Below are 19078 nucleotides of genomic sequence, written 5' to 3' on the forward strand. Positions count from 1 at the left end.
ATACTTTTGCCCTTTTGCCATTGTAGACACTTCCTTCCCTTTTTATATTTTAAGGTGTTCGGCTTTTTGTGTCTACACTAATATACTAACACCAATGTCCGTTTCGTAGTGACTGTAACATTTCCTACTGTCCAGCCTGTACCCAAAAGTGCATATTGCATCGGAACATCTGCAGTATCTGCATTGAATTCTCTAGGTTCTTTTTCCGCACTGAAAGACAGATCGTAAAATACCGCTTCAGCATATACTTGCGTAATAACACGCCCATCTTCGCTTTTATTGTCCGTTAAGGTTCGGATCCGGTAAATGTCATTTACGATTTGCACTTGTTTTTCATTTTCCAGTGTGCTTCTTTTTGGATCATGGAACGGAAGCTTGAATTCCAGCGTATCCGCGCCGTTCACCTCACCAGTGACAATGATATCAAAGGCATTTTCAAGAACAGCTTCCCATGCTCCGTTTTTATCCAATATCACAGGACGGGCAAAGCCTAATTTCTCATAGGGCGCTTTCGGTATATCATGAAGCTGTATTTCCAGAAGTTTTGGCGTCTTCAACGGATCGCTGCTGGTAAGGGTAACACGGAACCTTATATATTGCCGATTTGGCGATTGAAGTTCACCGCTGGTTCCCACAGCCTGCCATGCAGACCATTCTTCAAGATCATCGCTTGTGCTGGTCTCTACTAGAGACACTGACGTAACACCTGCAGTATATTCGCTTGTCACAGCTACACGGCCGCTGCCCGATAATGCACATGGAACCGCCCTTGTATAAAGTACGCCACTTGCAGGATACTCGCCATCTGTTGCTTTTAGGGTGACTGTACCAGGCTCTGCCAAAGCATCTACATCCGAAGCCGCATCCCCACCGTTTGCATTTAAAGACGACTTAAAATATAACAGCAAATCATCAGCTGTAAGCTGTGAGTCCGTTTCCAGAAACCAGTCGTCGAAGCCTCCGGCATAGTAGTAGGTATTTGCATGCATCCCCATAATAATGTCTGCTATACATTCCCGATTCAGCTCTCCCGAAAAGGAACGCACAGGTGACACCCAGGTTGCCCCGTCGCTGCGATCGCATATGATGTTCTGTACCTTTTTGTTGTTTACTTCAATGATGGAGGCAATAAAATACCAGCCGCCGTTTTTCAAGGTAATGGTAGCTGTTTCACTCTGGTCGTAGATTAGTGTGCCGGAGGAGTTATACAACATCAGCCTAAGTCTTCCTTGATAAAGTGAAACATAAAAAATTGGCTGACCAGGTCCTTGGCGGGTATTGAATATGGGTATATATGTCTGGCCGACCGAATAGGTGGTAGGATTAATCCAACCGCCTACAACAATCTTTTCGCCCAGATTGCTAAAGAAACTCCCATCATTTTTTGCTATAAGATGGGTCTTTTCAGAAGTCGGATTAACAATATTTTGCCTAAAGTATCTTCCGAATCTTCCAGCAATAAGGTTTGCTGATGTACCTGACCAGCCGGAGATGGTAAAATGTCTGCCATGTCCCGATGAATCCATAAGCTGAAGATTTTCGTCTGGTGTTTTTTCATTAAATCGCCATAAAGCAGACGTCCTTGATGTTACAGGAAACTCACCGGTAAAATCCTCTTGGCTCGTTAGAATTGATTTTATCGCCATGTTATCACCTCCATCTGCTTTTTGCCTGTATTTTTAACTCAGTAAAGGTCGCGTTTTCTGCGGCAATCTCAATATGATTAACCCCTTTCCTGAGAATTGGAAAATTCAGATCCTGCAGGCTGGGAAGACCATTTCTCAAGGTTCGGCCTGTTTCATCAATAACCTTAGCTGTTACCATGCCGGAGTCGACAATCAGAGTTTCACCTTCAGATAATGAGCCAACAATTCTCAATTCCTCGTCGTTCGTAATAAGCGAAATATAGCTTGATGAAGACATTGATATTAAACCCTTCAATAGATAAACCGGATTGGAATCCGCATTTCCTTTAACCCTCTCCAATTCATGCAGACCTGTTTCAGAAAGAACAAATATCTCATCTTCCAACGCGTAAACATACGGGTCGGGACAAACAAACCGAAGTTCAAAGCTGCCCGCTGTCCGCAATATCCGCTCACAGTCAACCGCTTCTGATAAGCGAGCCATGAAATATCGGTCGGGCAAATCATCTAGAACAAGTTGTTTAAGCCCGTTTTCCGGATTTAACCATTCAGCAACATTATCAAGAACCGATACAAGCTCAGCAAAACTGCGCTGGGGAAGCACACTACAGCTAATTATTATGTTTCGTTCTGATATATCGCAGCCAAAATCTGCAATACCTGCTTTGCCCGGCACAGTTTCAAAGGAATTACGCAGGGCAGGGGAAACCTGCCATTTGGTAAGTCTTGCTCGTATTTTCATACTTTGCGACGATATTCCATTGTAGATAAATCCCATATGCTTCCCTCCATTACGCTGTTATAAAACGTCCCTGCGCCCTTGAACCTGTCTGCATCAGGTTGTATAACTCCTGTGATATCCTACGTATGTCTTCTTCACCACGAACAATCATCTGCTGCACCACAACAAGCGGCCCAGAAGCTAAACCGCTAAATTCACCTCTTCCACTTACATTAATATCAGGAGATATATTAAAATCTGTCGGCACTGCATTTTGCATATCGTCTGCCACTCTGGCCATAGCCTTGTCAAATCCCTCACCAATACCCAGTGCCATATTGCCGCCAATACCTTCAAAAACAGTGGACGGAGATCTGATTCCAAGAAAATTCTTTACTCCATCAACAATACCGGAAAAGAAACCGGAAACCTTATCCTTAATCCAACTACCAAGGCTTTTAATACCTTCCCAGATGCCTTTTACAATGTTCTTACCAATCTCAACCACGGAAACAACCGCCTTGCCCAAACCTTCTATAATAGCCGCAACAATCTGAGGTAAAGACTTTACTAGTTCTGGAATGGCTTTCACTAGCCCGGCAGCAAGCTGTACGATAAGCGTAATTCCCAATTCTATGATCTTCGGCATATTGTTCGTCACAAAGTCAATGATTGTTGTAATTATCCTCGGCAGTGCTTCAATTAGTTCTGGCAATGCATTTAAAAGTCCCTGCGCCAGTCCTTGAATCAATGTAAAAGCAGCTTCAAGGATTTTGTCCATATTATCCAGCAGCCCTTGCACAATGGTGATCACTGCTTGAACTGCTGCTGGAATTAGCTCAGGTAATGCTTCTCCAAGCCCCATTACCAACGCTGTGATTAGCTGCACCGCTGCATCAATGAGTAAAGGCAGGTTATCAATGAGTGTACCTGCAATGGTCATGACTGCATCTACTGCCGCCGGGATCAGCTCCGGCAGCAGGCTCAAGAGAGTTTGAAGCACCTGAGAGAACAATTCAGTTACAGTTTGCAACAGCACGGGAAGCAGATCTTTGACTGCTGAGATAATTGCACCGGTTGCCTCCGGCAGAGCAGCCACTATATTTTCCAAAACCGGTACAATATTTTTAACTACAGCCTGAAAGGCATCCACAAGATTTTGTGTTAGGTTCGTCATATCAGCGTTCGCATTGCCAAGTCCTGCTATAAATGAACTTAGAGAGGCTTGTAAAAGACCAATGGAACCGCTGATGGTCTGGGTAGACTCTCTTGCGAAGTTGCCAGCATACTGTTCGGTTTTTTCAAAAAACATCTGCATGGCGATCTCGGCCTTTTCGGCATTGGTTGCGCTATTCCAGGCAAAATCCAGCCCTTTTGCAAGAGCATAAGCTTCGATGGTAGTGGCGTTCATGGCGACGCCCAGATTATCCATCATGGTGAAGTTACCCTTGGCTGCGCCAGCGATGGATTCCATGGCAGTCTGCATGTCAATGCCCATAACCGAAGCCATATCTGCCGCCCGTTGCATGGCCTTCTCAGTAAGCTCCAGACTTTTTTGCTGATCGACACCAGCACCCTGAAACAGTGCGCCCATTTTGTTGGCGGTGGCAAGGTACTCGGATTGGGACAAGCCCAGATTCTTGTAGGCTTCTTCTCCCGTTTTTTGGATACGTGCAGCATATTCTCCAAACACAGCTTCAGAACCGCCAAGGTTCTGCTCAAGCTCACCAAACTGCTCCACGACCTCTTTTCCCAGCTTGATGGCAGCCGCGCCCGCTGCGGCCGCTGCAGCACCCATAGCCGCGCCAACACCTTTAAGAACGCTGCCCAGCTTCTCAAATTTCGAGCTGGATTTTTCGGCATTGTCTCCACTTTCCTTCAATTCGTCCCCAAGTTCATCTGCACTTTCAGCAGACTGTTCGAGTTCGCGCTCCATTTTGTTCAGCTCGGCTTTGGCGTTGTTGAGCTGTATCTGCCAGGACTGCGTCCGCTTGTCGGTTTCTCCGAAAGATGAGGCGGCATTGGCAAGGGCTTTCTCCAAAGTAGCTATTTTTTCTTTCTGCAATTCGATCTCTTTGTTAAGCACCTTGTTTCTTGCAGTAACAGCTTCAACTGACTTATCCTGCTTGTCGAACTGAGATGCGACCAGGTTCATTTCGCTACCCAGTACCTTAAAACTTTGGTTGATCTCACGAATGGCGTTTTTAAATTCCTTTTCGCCTTCAATCCCGATCTTCAGGCCAAAATTGTCTGCCACATAACCGCCTCCTTTCCTGCAAAATTTTTAAATTCCGTAAGGTATCACATCATCAATGGTAAGCATACGCTTTGGTTTCGCCAGCCCTAAAAACTGCTTATGGCACTCCCATAAATCAAGCAGGTACCCAATAGGCATTAGCCATACTTCATCCTCTGAACGGTTGAGCTGGACAGTGCCGTAATATAGAAGCCGAGTGAACAATTCCTCATCGCTCACTCGGCCGGTGTGTTTTTTAAGTCATCCTCACTTTCAACGTTTCTTTTGGTACCCTTGAACATTGCTTCCATGATAGCGTCTTTATATGCTGCCAGTTCCAAGGGAGATGTGAGAAGTTCCACTGTCTCTTCAGTCAGGAGTTCACGCTTATCCTGATTTTTGAGGTTGTGTATCAAAATGCTCTGGTTAGCCAGCAGTGTAATCAGCCATACCACTTCGTCAAGAGCCATCTCGAAGTTCTCGGTTTTCATCAGTTTCGTGCCGAGGTTTTCAAGACCGCCGTACCTTTTTGCAATCTCCTTTGTCGCTTTAGTGGTTAGAATAAGCTGATATTCTTCATCGCCTATTTTGATAATTGCGCTTCTGTCATTATCCTGCATTATTCGCTGCCTCCTCCCACAGCAAATACCGGCTCATAAACTTCCGTATACCAGCCGGTAATAGTTTCAGGCGATACACCGGGATCGTCTTCGCTGACCTCCGCCTTCCAAGGGTGCTTTCCCTGGCCATCTGGTTTGTTACGTCTCATGACTGTCCCTTCAATGGTGGGTGTCGAAAAGGTAATGCTGTCGCCCTTCGTCTGCAGATTTGTCGCCGGAATGCCGAATTTTACCCTATAAAGCCAAAAATACCTGTACTTGCCGTTAGCTTTCTTGGCTCTAAAGCCGATTGCCACAGGTGCGCCTCCATCCTCACTGGCAGAAATCAGCACCTTATTGTCATCAAGAGTGGCTCCCGTCAAAACCTCAGCAGCGTCTACTCCGATATCTGCAACACCAAGAGTCAGGGTGCCGCTTTGAAATTCCTTGACCACTTCTGCCGCCCCGTCATCGGCATAAAGTGTCGCCTCTGCCAGCTCCACAGAAAGCTCTGCCGTAATAGCCTTAGCCAGCGGAACAGGCGTGGCGTATGTCTCTTCTCCGTTTTCATTCTCAGTTATTTTGGCATAATATAACCTGTCCAGTCCGATTGTGGCCATGTTTTTCATTCCTCCTTTACTTCATACTCTTTTGCCACATCAATGGCATAGTGGTGATAGCCGGTATCGTCCTCATGGCCTATATACCGCCTGTCGGTAATGGTAAAGCCTGCTTGGAGCAATGTGTTCACTATTTCGTTTTTACGGGCAGTGTAGTTTCCCTTTATAAATAAAGACAACCTTACCTCCTGGGTTTCTACCTGAGGCCGGTTGTCTGCAAAAACTTCAAATGTATCTGTCATCGGAGTAATGACAAGGTACTCATCTGGCGGTACACCGCTAAATACCCCGGTTTCAATGGGGATACCCAAACCATCCAATAACGAGTTTAATTCTGACAATATGCTCATATACGACCCAGCTCCTGTTCCAGTCTTGACTTCATTACTTCGATGCAGGACTTCCTTGTAGCTGATTTTGCCGGTTTCAAAAAGGGCCTTGGAGGCTGCCCGGACTTACCATACTCAATAATATTAGCAATCTTCGCATTGCTTTCCCCATCCTTCCTTGGTTCAGTAAAGCCGATTTTTATGTTGTGGTTTCCATCCCTGTCCTGTTTGGCAGGAGAGAGTCCCAAAGCATTTACCAATTCACCGGTTGCTCTGGACGGATATTTAGTGCCGCTCCCGATAACTGACTGAAGATTGGACTTCACTTTTGAAAGAACCACTTCCCCGCCTGCTTCCAGCACCTTAGGTATGATTTCGTCTGTTCTTTCTCCAAGTCTGGATAACTTGAGCAAGAACTCTTCCGGCATTTTAACTTCCACCTTAGCCACGTTGCAGCTCCCCCTTTTATGCTTTGCTTGATTTCACTTTTTCCGCAAGCACCTCAATATACATTCCGCGTCCCTTCACATCCTCTACACTGATAATGTTGTACCTGCCATCGCTGCAAACGAGTACAAGATCTGTGGTAACTTCCAGGTTAGGTATCTTACGGAAGCGGAACAGGGCAGACGCCTGCGAAAACGCCGCCCTGTTTGCCCATTTTTCACTGCCATGCCTATCTTCCTTGTATGCCCTTACCGAAGCAAGAATGACATCATCTTTTTCAGTAAAACCCTCACTATCCTTAACCGGCTTGACTGAGATAATGTCCACGAAAGTTTTCATTTTCCCAAAGCCCATATTTACACCTTCCAATCCCGGTCGAGCCGCAGCAATAGATTAACTGTATTCCATACCTGCTGTCCTGCCTGCACACTATCCCCAAAAAAGCCAGCCGTCGAGCCATCCCTGCTTTCATAAAAATGGCTCGACAGCATAATGACAGCCTGCTCAGTAGTAGGCGGCATGGGGTTTTCGGCATAATATCCTTCCGGCTTTTTCTGGTAACTTTCCGCATAGGCCACTGCGGCTTTGATATACTCTTGTAAAAGTGCGTCATCTTCGCTGTGCTGCAATATGAGGTTTGCTTTAACCTTCTCCAAAAGTTCCATGCCGCGGCACCTCCGTTTTCATTAAGCTGATTTCTGCTGCAGTATCTTGACTGCTTCAGACAGTACCAGCTTGCCATCTACACGTTGGGTTGCCATGAATCCAACTTGTCCGGTAGCAGCATACAACTCATTAAGCCGCTTAAAAACCCTGCCCTGACGGTCTGCCACCCAGTAATAAGAAAAATCGCCGAATACAATCGTTTTTGCTCCGGCGGCAATGGCTGGCATGAATGCAGAAGTTTTAACTGGACGATTGAGGATAGTATCCGGTGTTCCAGCAGTTACAGAAGGCTGCCAGAGATACTGACCGTTGTTGTCTTTGAGCTTCCTTATAGCTTTAATTGTCGAATCATTCATAATGAATACAGCGTTCCTGCGGTACGGAGACTTTAGGCTGTAGAACAAGTCCATGATCTCGTCAAGGGTAATGGCTGTTGCACTCGCCGCGGTTACTCCTATCTCGCCACCGCCGTTATCCGCCAAGATACCGGTTGGCTTGCCAGATCCGTCGCCGATAAAAAATGCTTCCTCCTCTTTTGCTCCGATTCGGCGGGCGAATTCTTTGGCTATATACTGTTCAAGGTTAAATACACTGTCGTTTAACAATTCCTCTGACACCTTGATCATAGTAGCCAGCTTATATGCGCCGATGGATACCTGTGCAAAGGAGTCATCGCTTTCGGGAATCTGGCCTTCCTCATCCACCCAGGATGCAGTACCCTTGCTTGCCACCACAGGAATTTTCTTGTCACCGCTGGACGTGGTAATAACATTGGCAATCTGCCTAAAGATATTCTCCTCCTCCAGTGCTTCCACAAGAGTACGCTCAAAGTCGTCGGGAACAAGATATCCACCTTCGGTGTCCTCTCCAATCTGCAGCGCGTTGTGTACGTCATATTTGCGCCTGCCGCGCATCATGTTCCAGAAAGACTGCCTGTACTCATCGCTGGCAAGTCCGATTTTTTCACTGTTGCCAGATATGGAAGTGGGTTTGTCTGTAATAGGAATATTCAACGGTTTTGACAATTCCAAATCTATGGCAGCCTGACGTTCGAGACGTTCTATTTCTTTGCCCAGCGCAATAACGTCGGCTTCCATTTTTTCATAAGTCGCGGTGTCCTCCGGTGAAAGCAGTCCGTCGTTCCCGCGTTTGCTGTCGAGGAAAGCTTTAGCAGCTTCCCATACTTTAGCGCGTTTTTCACGCAGTTCCAGTATTTTGCTCATAATCAAATCCTCCTTAAGGTTTTAATAAAAAAAGCCGCTTTTCAAGCGACTCAATTGGTGTTCCTTTTGGTTTCTCTTTTGGTTTAAGCTTTTGCAGGATGGAATTTGTTACTGCCTGCCTGCTGAAGATCATTCCTCCTGATACTTCAAATTCGGATGGGAATGATTCATCCTCCATAAACAAGATTCCATCAGCAAAGCCAAGTTCCACCGCTTTTCTTGCGTTAAACCAGCTTTCTGCATCCATTAGGTGCGATATTTTTGCCCGGGAGAGTCCGGTTTTCAGTTCATAAGCGTTGATTATGGATTCCTTTATTTCTTCCAGCATTGCGATAGCTTTCTCCATTTCTTCTGTATCACCGATGGCTATCGTCATAGGGTTGTGAATCATCATCATGCTGACTGGTGACATAAAGACGTCACCTCCGGCCATGGCTATAACCGAAGCGGCGCTGGCTGCAATACCGTCAATCTTTACCGTCACTTTGCCTTTGTAATCCATAAGCATGTTGTAAATTTGATTAGCTGCAAATATATCTCCGCCAGGGCTGTTGATCCAGATCGTTATATCACCCTCTCCGGACAACAGCTCTGATTTGAACTGCTTGGGAGTTACTTCGTCTCCCAGCCAGCTTTCTTCAGCTATTGGGCCGTCAATATATAATGTCCGGCTGCCATCATCGTTTTGTATCCAGTTCCAGAAGCGGCGAACCGGTTTTGGTTTTTGTGATTTGTTCAACTTTTGATCCCTCCGTTTCAGCATTGTTTTGGCCTGCAAATGCACCTGCATCGGCAAGCCTGGTCATGTTACCGTTAACAAGATACAGATCTCCGCCCAACTCCGCCGGAATCCGGTTCATGTCCTCAAGCTCGCGGATATCGTTAGCAGACATCCAGCCGTTCTGTCGAGCTACAGCATAACCATTCATGCGGCTTGCATAATCACCGCGCAGAAGGCCATCTACATTGAATTTGACAAAGTATGCCCGCTTCTCTGATGGTAAAAGCAGCGCTTTTTGGAGAGCCTGTTCCCAACGCACCACCCACGGGTCAAGCGTGTATTTAACAAATTCCAGAGATTGCTGTTCGATGTTTGAAAAGCTTGACTTTTCAAGATCTCCAACCATATGGGGAGGTACTCGGAATATCCGAGCAATTTCATTTATCTGAAACTTTCTTGTCTCTAAAAACTGTGCCTGTTCGGGTGGAATGCCGATTGGTTGAAACTTCATTCCCTCTTCCAGAACTGCAATGCGATGAGCATTGGCACTTCCTTGATAAACAGCGTTCCAGCTTTCCCGCACCTTTGCCGGATCCTTTAGTACACCGGGATGTTCCAGAACGCCACCCGGATTTGCTCCGTTGGCAAAAAAGGATGCACCATACTCCTCACAGGCAATAGCCATGCCTATGGCGTTCTTGGCCATAGCAATAGGGGAGTATCCGATCAGTCCGTCAAAACCGAGTCCCGGGATGTGAAGAACCTCATCACTTCGTAGGTATATAAGGCCTGCTTTTGGATTAACCCTACTCTCATCGCTGTCGCGCCGATAACTGTAAAACAGTTCTCCGTTTGGAGCCCTGTCTACCGTCATTTTGTTTGGCAAAAGTGGATAAAGCGCCAGCACTCGTCCAGAACCGTCCCTAATAATTTGAGCGTAAGCATTTCCCCATAAAAGAAGATGACTCATCAGTGTTTCCCGGAACACGAATGAAGTCATCTCAGGGTTTGGTTCGTCATGGAGCAGGTAATATAGCGGGTGAGTCAACGCTTTTTCTTTTCCACCGTCTTCCTTGTATCGGTATACATGAAGCGGAAGCCCGGCAATTGCTTCTGCAAGTATCCTTACACAGGCATACACCGCCGTTGTCTGCATGGCCGTCCGCTCATTGACAGCCTTTCCGCTGGATGTGCCGCCGAAGAAAAAGCTATATGCATTACCGAACAGGCTGTTTTTCGGCTTATCCCTTGCTTTGAACAAACGGGAAAATACACTCATATAATCAACAGCCCCCTTTCATCATAAATTGATCCGTTGCGTTCATCCCCGTCATGCCTTAACGCGCGGTCAAGCGCCATAATTAACGCTACCGCACCATCTATTCTCTCGGTGGATTTTTCTTTATCCGGCTTAATGTTTCCGGCGGGATCGGTTTTGACATAGATATTGTCCATCATCCACCGCAGTACTGGATTACCACCATGGGCGATGCGTTCTTCCAATGTCAGCTTCATCAACTCTTTTGTAGGCGGCGACATATCCTTGAAACCCTGACCGAATGGAACAACCGTAAACCCCAAAGCCTCGAGGTTTTGCGTCATCTGAATTGCGCCCCAGCGGTCAAAGGCTATTTCCTTAATGTTATATTTCATTCCGAGTTCCTCAATAAAGGTTTCGATAAAGCCATAATGCACGACGTTACCCTCAGTGGTATATAAAAAGCCTTGCCTCTTCCAGACATCATAAGGCACATGATCTCTCCGCACACGCTGATCAATATTCTCCTCCGGTATCCAGAAAAAAGGTAGAATCTGATATTTATCAGATTCATCAAGCGGTGGAAACACCAGCACAAAGGCGGTAATATCGGTAGTAGATGACAGGTCAAGTCCTCCGTAACAGGTTCTGCCGCGCAATTTTTCTGCATCAACAGGAAACGCACACTTATCCCATTTATCCATTGGCATCCAGCGCACCGATTGCTTCACCCACTGATTTAAGCGGAGCTGACGGAATAAATTTTCCTCTGCAGGATTTTGCTTGGCATTTTCACAAGCCACCCTCAATTTTTCGATGTCGACTGTAATGCCCAGTGACGGGTTAACCTTTCTCCATACCTTTTCACTTGTCCAGTCATCGGTATCGGCTGCGCTGTAGATAACAGGGTAGAAAGTCGGATCTATCTTACGCCCTTGAAGAATATCCTCAGCCTTTTGATGTACTTCCCAGCAGATGGAATTGCGGTCTGTGCCAGCAGTTGTGATCAGGAAAAACAGCGGTTGTTTTCTTGCATCGCCAGATCCGTGAAGCATTACATCATAAAGATCCCTGTTTGGCTGAGCATGAAGTTCGTCAAATACCACACCATGGACGTTTAGGCCATGTTTTGTATATGCCTCCGCTGAAAGCACCTGATAAAAACTACCTAACGGTTTATATACCAGCCGCTTCTGTGACAGCATTGGTTTAATTCGAGATTTTAATGCCGGACACTGTTCCACCATATCTACTGCAACATCGAAAACAATGGATGCCTGCTGACGATCAGACGCACATCCATAAACCTCGCCACCATGCTCGAAATCACCACAGGTAAGATATAAAGCAATTGCCGCTGCAAGTTCGCTCTTACCCTGCTTTTTTGGAATTTCTATATAGGCAGTGTTAAACTGCCTGTATCCATTAGGTTTCAAGATTCCGAATATGTCCCGGACAATCTGTTCCTGCCAGTCAATTAATTCAAAAGGCATTCCATACCATTCACCCTTGGTATGCTTCAGGCAGTTTATAAAAGTAACAGCGGCATCCGCCGCTTCCTTGTCGTATCGGGAACCTTCCGCCATAAACTTCGTTGGCTTATAACGCTTTAACTTCCGCAGCTTTGCCGCCTCCTTTCCTAAAGTTGAGCAAGAAAAAAGGAACCTCATGGACGAAGTTCCTCTCATTAGTGGATTTCTATGAAATCTGTTACGCTATTATCGTTATCGTTTGCCTGTCAGGATAAACTCAGCATATTCTTTCTTGTGTTCATTAAGAAATACCACCAATTCATAAAAACCCTTTTTGTATGCCTCCTCCTGCACTCTTGGCAAATCAAACATATTGCAGACACCGCTGTCCCGTATGGCAATAATCTGCCGGTAAATCTTATCAGTAATCAGATTTTCGTTCTCCATGGCCTACACCTCAGACTTCTCTGCCTGTGATACTGAATCGCGTACGGCTTTATTGAGAACCGAAATATCAAAGCCCGCGTCTATATATCCCTGGCGAATCACCTCGTAATAGTAACGACCCGGTGCCCCCAGCGGTCTGCCTTCATTCATGATATATACCATCGCGGACACCCACTGTCCTTTGAAACGCACTCTAACCGTTTCTTTCCGGTATAGATGCGGATAACCTTCATATCGGTCCAGCGCTTCCTCGTCATAAGGCGTGATTCTCCAAAGCAGTACCGGTACGCTTTCACCTTTTTGCTTTTCTATCGTCGCTACTGCGCCGCCGTTCCCGCCTCGGAACAACAGCCGGTAGCCTGTGAGTTTTGCACTCCCCAACACCTTCGCCGTTGGACAGCGGTATGCCATTTGCTTCAAGTTCAGGTTGCTTCCATATGCTAAATATATGGTTCCTTTTTCTTTGCTCATCGTATCATCCTCCTTGTGTGTACCGCAGGCTAGGGGCGGCTCTCCGCCCCCAGCACCCGGTTATCTATGCTGCCCGAAACCGCCATGCCGCGTTGCCGTCGAGGTGTTTGCAAAGGTGCTCCCGGCAGTTTTTGAACTCGTCACCGATAAGCCCTATGCGGTTGAGGTATGTCCGCATGGCAAATTTCTCATTTTCAACCTGCGGCTTCTTGCTGGAAGCGCATTTTTGGGTCAGGGCCTGATGATTTAGCGCTAGGGCAAGCACTACGTAGCTTCTTATTTTCCCCGCATGAAGTTCGCTGTTGAAACCGCGAAGTTCAATCGTCCCGTTGCCGTTGAAAAAACTGTGCAGGTTCAGAAAATGGTACCTGCTGTTGTGGTAATGGGTACTCCGGCTTTCGCTGTAACCCTCGTACCAGATGCTCTCAATTGCCGCCATGGTTTTGGGCTTACGCCGGTTCATCTTTTCAACCAGTGCCGCATCCATCTTCTTGCAAAACCGTATCCTGTCCGGCTCAATCTGCAATGCCTTATAGAAAAGATCATTCTTGCTGGCGATTATATTGATAAAATTGCGGATGCTGCGCGGCGTGTGGTTTGCCCCGTCTATATGGATATGGATTCCGCAGCTTGTGTTTGCAAAACCTCCCGCCTTGCGGAGCCTCCTTATCAATTCTTGCAGGGTTTCAATATCCTCGCGGTATGTCAGTATCGGGCTTACCAGCTCAACACTGTATTCCCGTCCTGCTGCTTCAATCCGACCGCGCTCCTTTTTCTGAGTCCGGATGCTCCCGTCACTCATGAATTTCCATACCCGTCCGTCCGGCGCAATAACCTTTTGGGTGTCGTAGTAATCTCCGCTGGATTCAATCCTCCCGCCAAGAAAAGCTGCTGCAGTTTTGGCCGCCTGCTTCCTTGTAATCCCTGTTAATTCTACCTCGATTCCAAATCTCGTTGTAAGCATTGCGCTTTCTCCTCGCTTTCTCTGTGTTTTCTGCCCTTTGGCAGTGTACATTAGGCCATTGAAAACACAGGATAGCAAGGCAATTCTGCATGAGTTTCCGCTAGATTTTGGACGATTTTTCGCATCTTAATTTGTGTACATTTACAGCTTCCTGATCATATCCACACCATAAGCTGCGCCCAAGGAAGAACCGCTGTCCCAGTTGATATGTATGGTTCCGATATCATCCACAAAAGAAACTGTACCTTGATCTCCCGGTTTCAGCTTAGAGTACGGATCATCCATGCAGATAAGCTCGACGCGTGTTCCCGGCGGATACTGCTCTTTAAGGCGGAGGACAGTTTCTTTTGAAGGATAATCTCTTACACTCATTGCTCGTCCTCCTTTCCAGGATAATATGCGGCGTACTTTGGATAATCCCTACCGTCCGGCATTACCAGCACTCCGTCAGACTGTCCCCGCCGCTTAACCAGCAAGCAAAGCCACACTCCATCCTCGTCAATGCGGCAAAGCCCTTTGTTTTCCTCAATAAATGTGCGGTCAACGTATAGGTCGGCAATGAAGTTGTCATAGTCAATCTTTGAAAGTTCGACAGTTTTCACAACTGCAAATCGTTTCCTCATCTCATACCGATGCGGCACCTTTAGATCCTCAATCCTAAACGGATGCTTGACAAAGAAGGCGGTGCTATGAAAATCGTTCATTTTCGTCCACCGCCTTTGCTCTGCCTTTCCGGTACGCCCCGTTGCCGGACAGCCTTGAAAGCAGCACCTTGCGTTCGGTTTTGAAATCATCTCCTATAAATCCTAACCGAAGCAGGAAACAGCGAAAAGCGTATTTTTCATTATCTGCCGGTTTTTCGGTGCGCAGCACACGCTTCTGAGCTTTTGCCTGTTCTGCCATCTGCTTTACAAGCGTGATATACGTCTGCACCTCGTCGGCATTTAGGTTCGCGTTCCAGAAAGGGAAGGCAATCTCGTCATTTTCAGCTAATACTTCAAGTTCCCGGTCAAGCGACAGTGCTTTCTTAATTAACGTCTCTTTGCTGGCCAGCATATTTCTAAGGTTTTCAAGGCTTGTCTCGCCAAAGCCCTCCAAAGAAAGAGTAATTGTCATGGTTCCCTCTGCAGATAAACCCGCCATATTCAGCGCGTCAATAACGGGACGGATGCTTTTGATTTCATCAAGACGGATTTCCGGCGAGTGAACCACACTGTCCCTGTCAACCGTCCAGCTACCAGCAGTGCTCCCGTCGTTTACCTCATACGCAAAACCCGGCGCTCCGGTATAGCGCACCTGGCCTTCAAGGGCTTCAGCAATGACTAAAGCAATGGCTTTCCTATCCTGACCGACAACCTTCTGTGAAAAACGAAAGCTGTTATTGCTCATGCCGTTCACCTCCCCTCAAATAAGCTAAACCATTTCTGATTCCCATAAAAAATCCCACCTTTCCTTTTTGGTGGGGTACATTAACGCTCTGTTTTGAGGGGAAAGCAAGGACATTTTTAAGTAATCTGTGTTTCCGCGTAAGGAATTTTTTCGCCACCTGACAGCAGGAATACTGAATCTGTTCCAAATTGTGAAACATAGCGCTTTACAATCACATCGCAGTATTTCGGGTCGAGCTCCATCATAAAACAAACCCGCCCGGTCTGCTGCGCTGCAATCATTGTCGTACCGGATCCGCCGAACAGGTCAAGGGCCAAATCTCCGGTATGGGAACTGTTGAGCATGGCCTTTGCCACAAGTGAAACCGGCTTCATGGTCGGGTGCTCCTCCGAAACTTTGGGGCGGGGTATCTCCCAAACATCCGACTGTTTGCGGTCTTTAAGCGGGCAAAGGCGCGTCCCCTCAAGCCAGCCGTACCAGATCGGCTCGTACTGGGTATGATAGTCCTTTCTGGATAGCACCAGGCTGTCCTTTTTCCATATAATTGTGCTTGACCAGTGATACCCTGCCTCCCGCATGACGTTCATCAAACTGCCCCATTCCTGGGCACTCATTACCACATAGGTCATGCATCCGGCTTCAGAAATCTCCCGCATACAGTTAAAAGCACGCAATAAAAAAGCGCCGAATTCCTCGGTGCTCATCTTGTCATTTAAAATTTGCCTCGGTTTCCAGCTCGGATGCCTGGTATCCGAACCGTAATCCACGTTCCAGGGCGGATCGGTGAAAACAAACCTCGCTTTTTTGCCAGCCATCAGCTTTTGCACATCCGAAAGCAAGGTACTGTCACCGCACATCAGACGGTGGCTGCCAAGTACCCATATATCGCCCCTTTTGGTAACCGGAGTTTTAATCTCTGCTGCTGCCTTTTCAGCATCGAAATTATCCTCTTTGACATTGGCAGCAGTTTTATCGCGGAACAACTCGTCGATTTCTGCAGCATCAAACCCGGTAAGAGAAACGTCAAAGCCATCTTCATTTAAGTCCATAAGCAGATCGGTCAAAAGCGGAATATCAAACTCGCCGCTGATTTTATTCAGAGCAACATTGAGCGCCTTTTCCCGCTGCTCATCCAAATCAACCACAACGCAGTCGATCTCCTTATATCCCAAGGCTGTCAGTACCTTATACCGCTGGTGCCCACCGACAATATTCCCGGTTCGTTTGTTCCATATGACCGGCTCTACATATCCAAACTCTTCAATAGACCGGCGTAGTTTTTCATATTCAGGATCACCCGGCTTTAAGTCCTTCCGCGGGTTATATTTCGAAGGTTTTAATTTTTCTGCTGGTATTTTCAGTATATCCATAAATCTTAACCCTCCAGTTTGACGGCTTTTTCGCCGGTGAAGTCCTCCCAGCGCTTAACAGCCAAATCACAGTAAACAGGGGATAACTCCATCGCATAGCATTTACGCTCAGTCTGTTCAGCCGCAATTATAGTGGTGCCGCTGCCGGAAAACGGTTCAAGCACAATACCGCCTTTGTCGCTGTGCATTTTGATGCATCGCCATGGAAGCTCCACAGGGAACATTGCCGGATGCTCCTTGTTTGCCCGTACAGTTGTCATCTCCCATATGCCAGCATAGCCCCACTTCTTGCGTTCTTCCTTTGTAAGCCGTTTTACAAATTTATAACTATGCCCTGCAAAAGCCGAAAGCCACACATACTCCTGATCGTTATATTCCTCTGCCTCGCCTTTATTGCTAAATGCTGAAATATACTCATACTGCTGAACCGGCTTGTTTGAAACAAGGTGATAGGGGCCTACGCCGAAGTTTTGTCCCTGCTTCTTCCAAATGCGTATCCAGATAGGTCGATAGCCATTGTCCAAAAACATATTCACGCTGTAAACGCTGGTAGGTTCAATAAACTGTGAACCGGTAGCATAGAGATCACCTAAGTTCCAGCAAACAATATCTGCATGCCTGCACAAATTTTTAATCACCGGGCGTACTGTTTCAAACCATGGCTCGATCCCGGCCTTCTCATATTCTTTGCCTACCCCGTAAGGCGGGGAAGTAACTGCCATCTGTGCGTGACTCCCATCCATTAACTTCTCAAAATCTTCATCGCTCGTAGAGTCACCACACATCAAACGGTGATTCCCAAGAAGCCAGATATCACCCCGCTTTGTTATCTGTTCGCGCTGCATGATTTCCTCATGCGCTTGGTCTATGTCAAAGCTGTCCTGCACTGCTTCTTTGGAATACCATCGGTTGAGCAGTTCGTCAATTTCAGAAGCGTCAAACCCTGTGAGCGAAACATCAAAGGCACCTGCGTCCAACTCAGCCATCAGTTCAGCCAGTTTATTCTCGTCCCACTCTCCCTGAATCTTATTAAGAGCAAGATTGAGCGCTTTTTCCCTCTGGGGGTCAAGATCTACAACGACGCAATCTATCTCTGTCTGTCCCAAGTCTAGCAAAACCTTTAAGCGTTGATGCCCGCCTACCACATTACCTGTTTTTTTGTTCCAGATAACAGGCTCCACATAGCCAAATTCCTCTATTGACCGTTTTAGCTTTTCATATTCCTTATCGCCAGGTTTTAAATTCTTGCGCGGGTTGTATGCTGCTGGATTAAGTTTTTCAACAGATATTTTTTGTATGTTCATCTTGCATTCTCCTGTTCAATATTTTCTTAAGACCCTTTTTTGCGCCCTCACAATCTCCGTTTATTACTTGTCCCCGCAGAGTCTTAAACTGCTGCTTCGTTAAATGGTCTTCATATTTTCTTAGTTCCCTAAGAAAGATTGAATTTGTTTTATGCATCAGCCACCCCTCCTGGCTGTCAGGAGTTTTTCCATCACATCATCGTGGGGAGTGGCCCCCTTGTATTCGGTAGCACAGTTTTCCCGCACGACTTGATAAATTTGATACCACAGGTTATTGGCCTGTTTCATAAAGCTTTGACTCATAGCCACATAAGGTGACGGGATGGCATTGCCAGTTGTCGGATGCTTAGCAAGAAAGCCAAATTCAGTGATACATTCCTCGCACTGGATCCACCGCGCCACACTCTGGGCATATTGCTCTATAAGCTGCGCAGGGATAAGGTGAACACACCTGCGTTCCTTAAGCCACTGCCATGTTTTTTCGTATATTTCCACCGCCAGTGTTGTTTTTCCGTTCTTCTGCTTTGCAGCAAGATAATCCCTCGGTGGCGGCATGCTCTCTCCTTCCAGTTCCGCAGCATCCGTAAACTCCATTACCATGAGCTTTCGTCTGCCGGGATTTCCTTCCAAAATCTTATCCGCCAGAGGCTTTTTCTTCTGTCCTGCACCGATACGTGCCCCGCCGCGGTTGGTACCGTCCTTTGCCATACAAATCACCTCGATTCATGTAAAAATAAACAGGGGATATACCCCGTTTGAAACTGCGATTTTTCGCGCGTGACCCCCCGCCCGTTGCACAAAACTGCTTCACCAGAGATTTTGACCCCCCTACCGTCTTGCCCATCGCTCCCCTTCGCGGGCAGTGATCGATGAGTGACATTGTTTGCACAGGCTCATAAGGTTGCTGTCTGCATTGGTTCCGCCTTTGGATAAAGGGATAATATGATGTACCTCTTCGGCTGGTGTAAGCCTTCCGTACTTTTGGCACTCCTCGCAAAGCGGATGCTCTGAGATATATCTGTCCCTGATGCGTTTCCAGCTCCTGCCGTAGCGTTTTCTTGTTTGGGGATCTCGTTCGTATTTGTTGTAATAAGCATCCTCTTGCCTTTGATGCATGTCGCAGTACCTTCCGTCCGTCAGTTCAGGACAGCCGGGAAAGGAGCAAGGCCTTTTTGGTTTTCTTGGCATCTGGCCA

At 46.9% G+C, this 19078-nt stretch carries 26 protein-coding genes; all 26 read right to left on the reverse strand.

The window, feature by feature from the left end:
- Window positions 1–77 precede the first annotated feature (77 nt).
- Entirely contained in the window at window positions 78–995 is a 918-nt protein-coding gene (locus JOD07_RS16075) for a prophage endopeptidase tail family protein (RefSeq protein ID WP_330636345.1), read from the reverse strand.
- Between the two features lie 392 nt (window positions 996–1387).
- Window positions 1388–1510 carry a hypothetical protein gene (locus tag JOD07_RS16080; protein WP_330636346.1) on the reverse strand — a complete coding sequence of 41 codons (123 nt, stop codon included), beginning with the start codon at window positions 1508–1510 and terminating at the stop codon, window positions 1388–1390.
- Between the two features lie 140 nt (window positions 1511–1650).
- Window positions 1651–2424, reverse strand: a complete 774-nt coding sequence (locus tag JOD07_RS14650; RefSeq protein WP_204614521.1) for a distal tail protein Dit — start codon at window positions 2422–2424, stop codon at window positions 1651–1653.
- 13 nt (window positions 2425–2437) lie between these two features.
- Complete coding sequence (locus tag JOD07_RS14655; protein WP_204614523.1) at window positions 2438–4624, reverse strand: phage tail protein; 2187 nt, start codon at window positions 4622–4624, stop codon at window positions 2438–2440.
- A 27-nt stretch (window positions 4625–4651) separates the two neighbouring features.
- Window positions 4652–4843, reverse strand: a complete 192-nt coding sequence (locus JOD07_RS14660) for a hypothetical protein (protein WP_003520671.1) — start codon at window positions 4841–4843, stop codon at window positions 4652–4654.
- Window positions 4840–5223: a hypothetical protein gene (locus JOD07_RS14665; protein WP_003516030.1), complete on the reverse strand. Its 384-nt coding sequence runs from the start codon at window positions 5221–5223 to the stop codon at window positions 4840–4842. Before JOD07_RS14665 ends, JOD07_RS14660 begins: the two co-directional genes overlap by 4 nt.
- Window positions 5223–5822: a major tail protein gene (locus JOD07_RS14670; RefSeq protein WP_014256680.1), complete on the reverse strand. Its 600-nt coding sequence runs from the start codon at window positions 5820–5822 to the stop codon at window positions 5223–5225. Before JOD07_RS14670 ends, JOD07_RS14665 begins: the two co-directional genes overlap by 1 nt.
- A 5-nt stretch (window positions 5823–5827) precedes the next feature.
- Window positions 5828–6172: a hypothetical protein gene (locus JOD07_RS14675; RefSeq protein WP_003516028.1), complete on the reverse strand. Its 345-nt coding sequence runs from the start codon at window positions 6170–6172 to the stop codon at window positions 5828–5830.
- Entirely contained in the window at window positions 6169–6600 is a 432-nt protein-coding gene (locus JOD07_RS14680) for an HK97-gp10 family putative phage morphogenesis protein (protein WP_003516027.1), read from the reverse strand. The genes JOD07_RS14675 and JOD07_RS14680 overlap by 4 nt, the downstream gene beginning before the upstream one ends.
- Before the next feature lie 16 nt (window positions 6601–6616).
- Complete coding sequence (locus JOD07_RS14685; RefSeq protein ID WP_204614525.1) at window positions 6617–6952, reverse strand: head-tail adaptor protein; 336 nt, start codon at window positions 6950–6952, stop codon at window positions 6617–6619.
- Between the two features lie 2 nt (window positions 6953–6954).
- Window positions 6955–7263: a head-tail connector protein gene (locus tag JOD07_RS14690; protein WP_004400079.1), complete on the reverse strand. Its 309-nt coding sequence runs from the start codon at window positions 7261–7263 to the stop codon at window positions 6955–6957.
- Window positions 7264–7284: 21 nt separating this feature from the next.
- Window positions 7285–8487 carry a phage major capsid protein gene (locus JOD07_RS14695; protein WP_204614527.1) on the reverse strand — a complete coding sequence of 401 codons (1203 nt, stop codon included), beginning with the start codon at window positions 8485–8487 and terminating at the stop codon, window positions 7285–7287.
- A gap of 13 nt (window positions 8488–8500) precedes the next feature.
- Window positions 8501–9250: a head maturation protease, ClpP-related gene (locus JOD07_RS14700; RefSeq protein WP_465220799.1), complete on the reverse strand. Its 750-nt coding sequence runs from the start codon at window positions 9248–9250 to the stop codon at window positions 8501–8503.
- The gene (locus JOD07_RS14705; RefSeq protein WP_204614529.1) at window positions 9165–10487 is read right to left on the reverse strand and encodes a phage portal protein; all 1323 of its coding nucleotides are present in this window, start codon (window positions 10485–10487) and stop codon (window positions 9165–9167) included. The genes JOD07_RS14700 and JOD07_RS14705 overlap by 86 nt, the downstream gene beginning before the upstream one ends.
- Window positions 10484–12052 carry a terminase large subunit gene (locus tag JOD07_RS14710; protein WP_465220800.1) on the reverse strand — a complete coding sequence of 523 codons (1569 nt, stop codon included), beginning with the start codon at window positions 12050–12052 and terminating at the stop codon, window positions 10484–10486. Before JOD07_RS14710 ends, JOD07_RS14705 begins: the two co-directional genes overlap by 4 nt.
- 138 nt (window positions 12053–12190) lie before the next feature.
- Window positions 12191–12385 carry a DUF5049 domain-containing protein gene (locus JOD07_RS14715; RefSeq protein ID WP_204614531.1) on the reverse strand — a complete coding sequence of 65 codons (195 nt, stop codon included), beginning with the start codon at window positions 12383–12385 and terminating at the stop codon, window positions 12191–12193.
- A gap of 3 nt (window positions 12386–12388) precedes the next feature.
- A complete protein-coding gene (locus JOD07_RS14720) occupies window positions 12389–12856 on the reverse strand; it encodes a gamma-glutamylcyclotransferase family protein (RefSeq protein WP_204614532.1) in 468 nt (155 codons plus the stop codon).
- Between the two features lie 64 nt (window positions 12857–12920).
- Entirely contained in the window at window positions 12921–13820 is a 900-nt protein-coding gene (locus tag JOD07_RS14725) for an amidoligase family protein (protein WP_058258370.1), read from the reverse strand.
- Window positions 13821–13961: 141 nt separating this feature from the next.
- Window positions 13962–14192 (reverse strand): DUF4314 domain-containing protein, encoded by a 231-nt coding sequence (locus JOD07_RS14730; protein ID WP_058258371.1) that lies wholly within the window; start codon window positions 14190–14192, stop codon window positions 13962–13964.
- Complete coding sequence (locus tag JOD07_RS14735; protein WP_046499172.1) at window positions 14189–14524, reverse strand: DUF6329 domain-containing protein; 336 nt, start codon at window positions 14522–14524, stop codon at window positions 14189–14191. Before JOD07_RS14735 ends, JOD07_RS14730 begins: the two co-directional genes overlap by 4 nt.
- The gene (locus tag JOD07_RS14740; protein ID WP_046499175.1) at window positions 14508–15209 is read right to left on the reverse strand and encodes a virulence factor; all 702 of its coding nucleotides are present in this window, start codon (window positions 15207–15209) and stop codon (window positions 14508–14510) included. Before JOD07_RS14740 ends, JOD07_RS14735 begins: the two co-directional genes overlap by 17 nt.
- A gap of 116 nt (window positions 15210–15325) precedes the next feature.
- A complete protein-coding gene (locus JOD07_RS14745) occupies window positions 15326–16579 on the reverse strand; it encodes a site-specific DNA-methyltransferase (protein ID WP_046499176.1) in 1254 nt (417 codons plus the stop codon).
- 5 nt (window positions 16580–16584) lie between these two features.
- Window positions 16585–17883 carry a site-specific DNA-methyltransferase gene (locus JOD07_RS14750; RefSeq protein WP_046499178.1) on the reverse strand — a complete coding sequence of 433 codons (1299 nt, stop codon included), beginning with the start codon at window positions 17881–17883 and terminating at the stop codon, window positions 16585–16587.
- Entirely contained in the window at window positions 17858–18040 is a 183-nt protein-coding gene (locus tag JOD07_RS14755) for a hypothetical protein (RefSeq protein ID WP_014256693.1), read from the reverse strand. Before JOD07_RS14755 ends, JOD07_RS14750 begins: the two co-directional genes overlap by 26 nt.
- Window positions 18040–18591, reverse strand: coding sequence for a P27 family phage terminase small subunit (locus JOD07_RS14760; protein ID WP_003515999.1), 552 nt, complete (start codon window positions 18589–18591; stop codon window positions 18040–18042). The genes JOD07_RS14755 and JOD07_RS14760 overlap by 1 nt, the downstream gene beginning before the upstream one ends.
- Before the next feature lie 120 nt (window positions 18592–18711).
- Window positions 18712–19078, reverse strand: a 367-nt coding sequence (locus JOD07_RS14765) for an HNH endonuclease signature motif containing protein (RefSeq protein ID WP_330636347.1), incomplete at its 5' end; no start/stop codon positions are given.

Source organism: Defluviitalea raffinosedens (genome assembly GCF_016908775.1).
GTDB lineage: Bacteria > Bacillota > Clostridia > Lachnospirales > Defluviitaleaceae > Defluviitalea > Defluviitalea raffinosedens.

What these genes read in the sequence shown, in the direction of transcription:
- JOD07_RS14665 (WP_003516030.1), bottom strand. Translation starts at nt 5,223, where the DNA reads ATGCAGGATAATGACAGAAGCGCAATTATCAAAATAGGCGATGAAGAA.
- JOD07_RS14735 (WP_046499172.1), bottom strand. Translation starts at nt 14,524, where the DNA reads ATGAACGATTTTCATAGCACCGCCTTCTTTGTCAAGCATCCGTTTAGG.
- JOD07_RS14725 (WP_058258370.1), bottom strand. Translation starts at nt 13,820, where the DNA reads ATGCTTACAACGAGATTTGGAATCGAGGTAGAATTAACAGGGATTACA.
- JOD07_RS14700 (WP_465220799.1), bottom strand. Translation starts at nt 9,250, where the DNA reads ATGCTGAAACGGAGGGATCAAAAGTTGAACAAATCACAAAAACCAAAA.
- JOD07_RS14685 (WP_204614525.1), bottom strand. Translation starts at nt 6,952, where the DNA reads ATGGGCTTTGGGAAAATGAAAACTTTCGTGGACATTATCTCAGTCAAG.
- JOD07_RS14650 (WP_204614521.1), bottom strand. Translation starts at nt 2,424, where the DNA reads ATGGGATTTATCTACAATGGAATATCGTCGCAAAGTATGAAAATACGA.
- JOD07_RS14675 (WP_003516028.1), bottom strand. Translation starts at nt 6,172, where the DNA reads ATGAGCATATTGTCAGAATTAAACTCGTTATTGGATGGTTTGGGTATC.
- JOD07_RS14745 (WP_046499176.1), bottom strand. Translation starts at nt 16,579, where the DNA reads ATGGATATACTGAAAATACCAGCAGAAAAATTAAAACCTTCGAAATAT.
- JOD07_RS14720 (WP_204614532.1), bottom strand. Translation starts at nt 12,856, where the DNA reads ATGAGCAAAGAAAAAGGAACCATATATTTAGCATATGGAAGCAACCTG.
- JOD07_RS14740 (WP_046499175.1), bottom strand. Translation starts at nt 15,209, where the DNA reads ATGAGCAATAACAGCTTTCGTTTTTCACAGAAGGTTGTCGGTCAGGAT.
- JOD07_RS14760 (WP_003515999.1), bottom strand. Translation starts at nt 18,591, where the DNA reads ATGGCAAAGGACGGTACCAACCGCGGCGGGGCACGTATCGGTGCAGGA.
- JOD07_RS14690 (WP_004400079.1), bottom strand. Translation starts at nt 7,263, where the DNA reads ATGGAACTTTTGGAGAAGGTTAAAGCAAACCTCATATTGCAGCACAGC.
- JOD07_RS14705 (WP_204614529.1), bottom strand. Translation starts at nt 10,487, where the DNA reads ATGAGTGTATTTTCCCGTTTGTTCAAAGCAAGGGATAAGCCGAAAAAC.
- JOD07_RS14750 (WP_046499178.1), bottom strand. Translation starts at nt 17,883, where the DNA reads ATGAACATACAAAAAATATCTGTTGAAAAACTTAATCCAGCAGCATAC.
- JOD07_RS14755 (WP_014256693.1), bottom strand. Translation starts at nt 18,040, where the DNA reads ATGCATAAAACAAATTCAATCTTTCTTAGGGAACTAAGAAAATATGAA.
- JOD07_RS14730 (WP_058258371.1), bottom strand. Translation starts at nt 14,192, where the DNA reads ATGAGTGTAAGAGATTATCCTTCAAAAGAAACTGTCCTCCGCCTTAAA.
- JOD07_RS14715 (WP_204614531.1), bottom strand. Translation starts at nt 12,385, where the DNA reads ATGGAGAACGAAAATCTGATTACTGATAAGATTTACCGGCAGATTATT.
- JOD07_RS14670 (WP_014256680.1), bottom strand. Translation starts at nt 5,822, where the DNA reads ATGGCCACAATCGGACTGGACAGGTTATATTATGCCAAAATAACTGAG.
- JOD07_RS14695 (WP_204614527.1), bottom strand. Translation starts at nt 8,487, where the DNA reads ATGAGCAAAATACTGGAACTGCGTGAAAAACGCGCTAAAGTATGGGAA.
- JOD07_RS14710 (WP_465220800.1), bottom strand. Translation starts at nt 12,052, where the DNA reads ATGGCGGAAGGTTCCCGATACGACAAGGAAGCGGCGGATGCCGCTGTT.
- JOD07_RS16075 (WP_330636345.1), bottom strand. Translation starts at nt 995, where the DNA reads ATGGGGATGCATGCAAATACCTACTACTATGCCGGAGGCTTCGACGAC.
- JOD07_RS16080 (WP_330636346.1), bottom strand. Translation starts at nt 1,510, where the DNA reads ATGGCAGACATTTTACCATCTCCGGCTGGTCAGGTACATCAGCAAACC.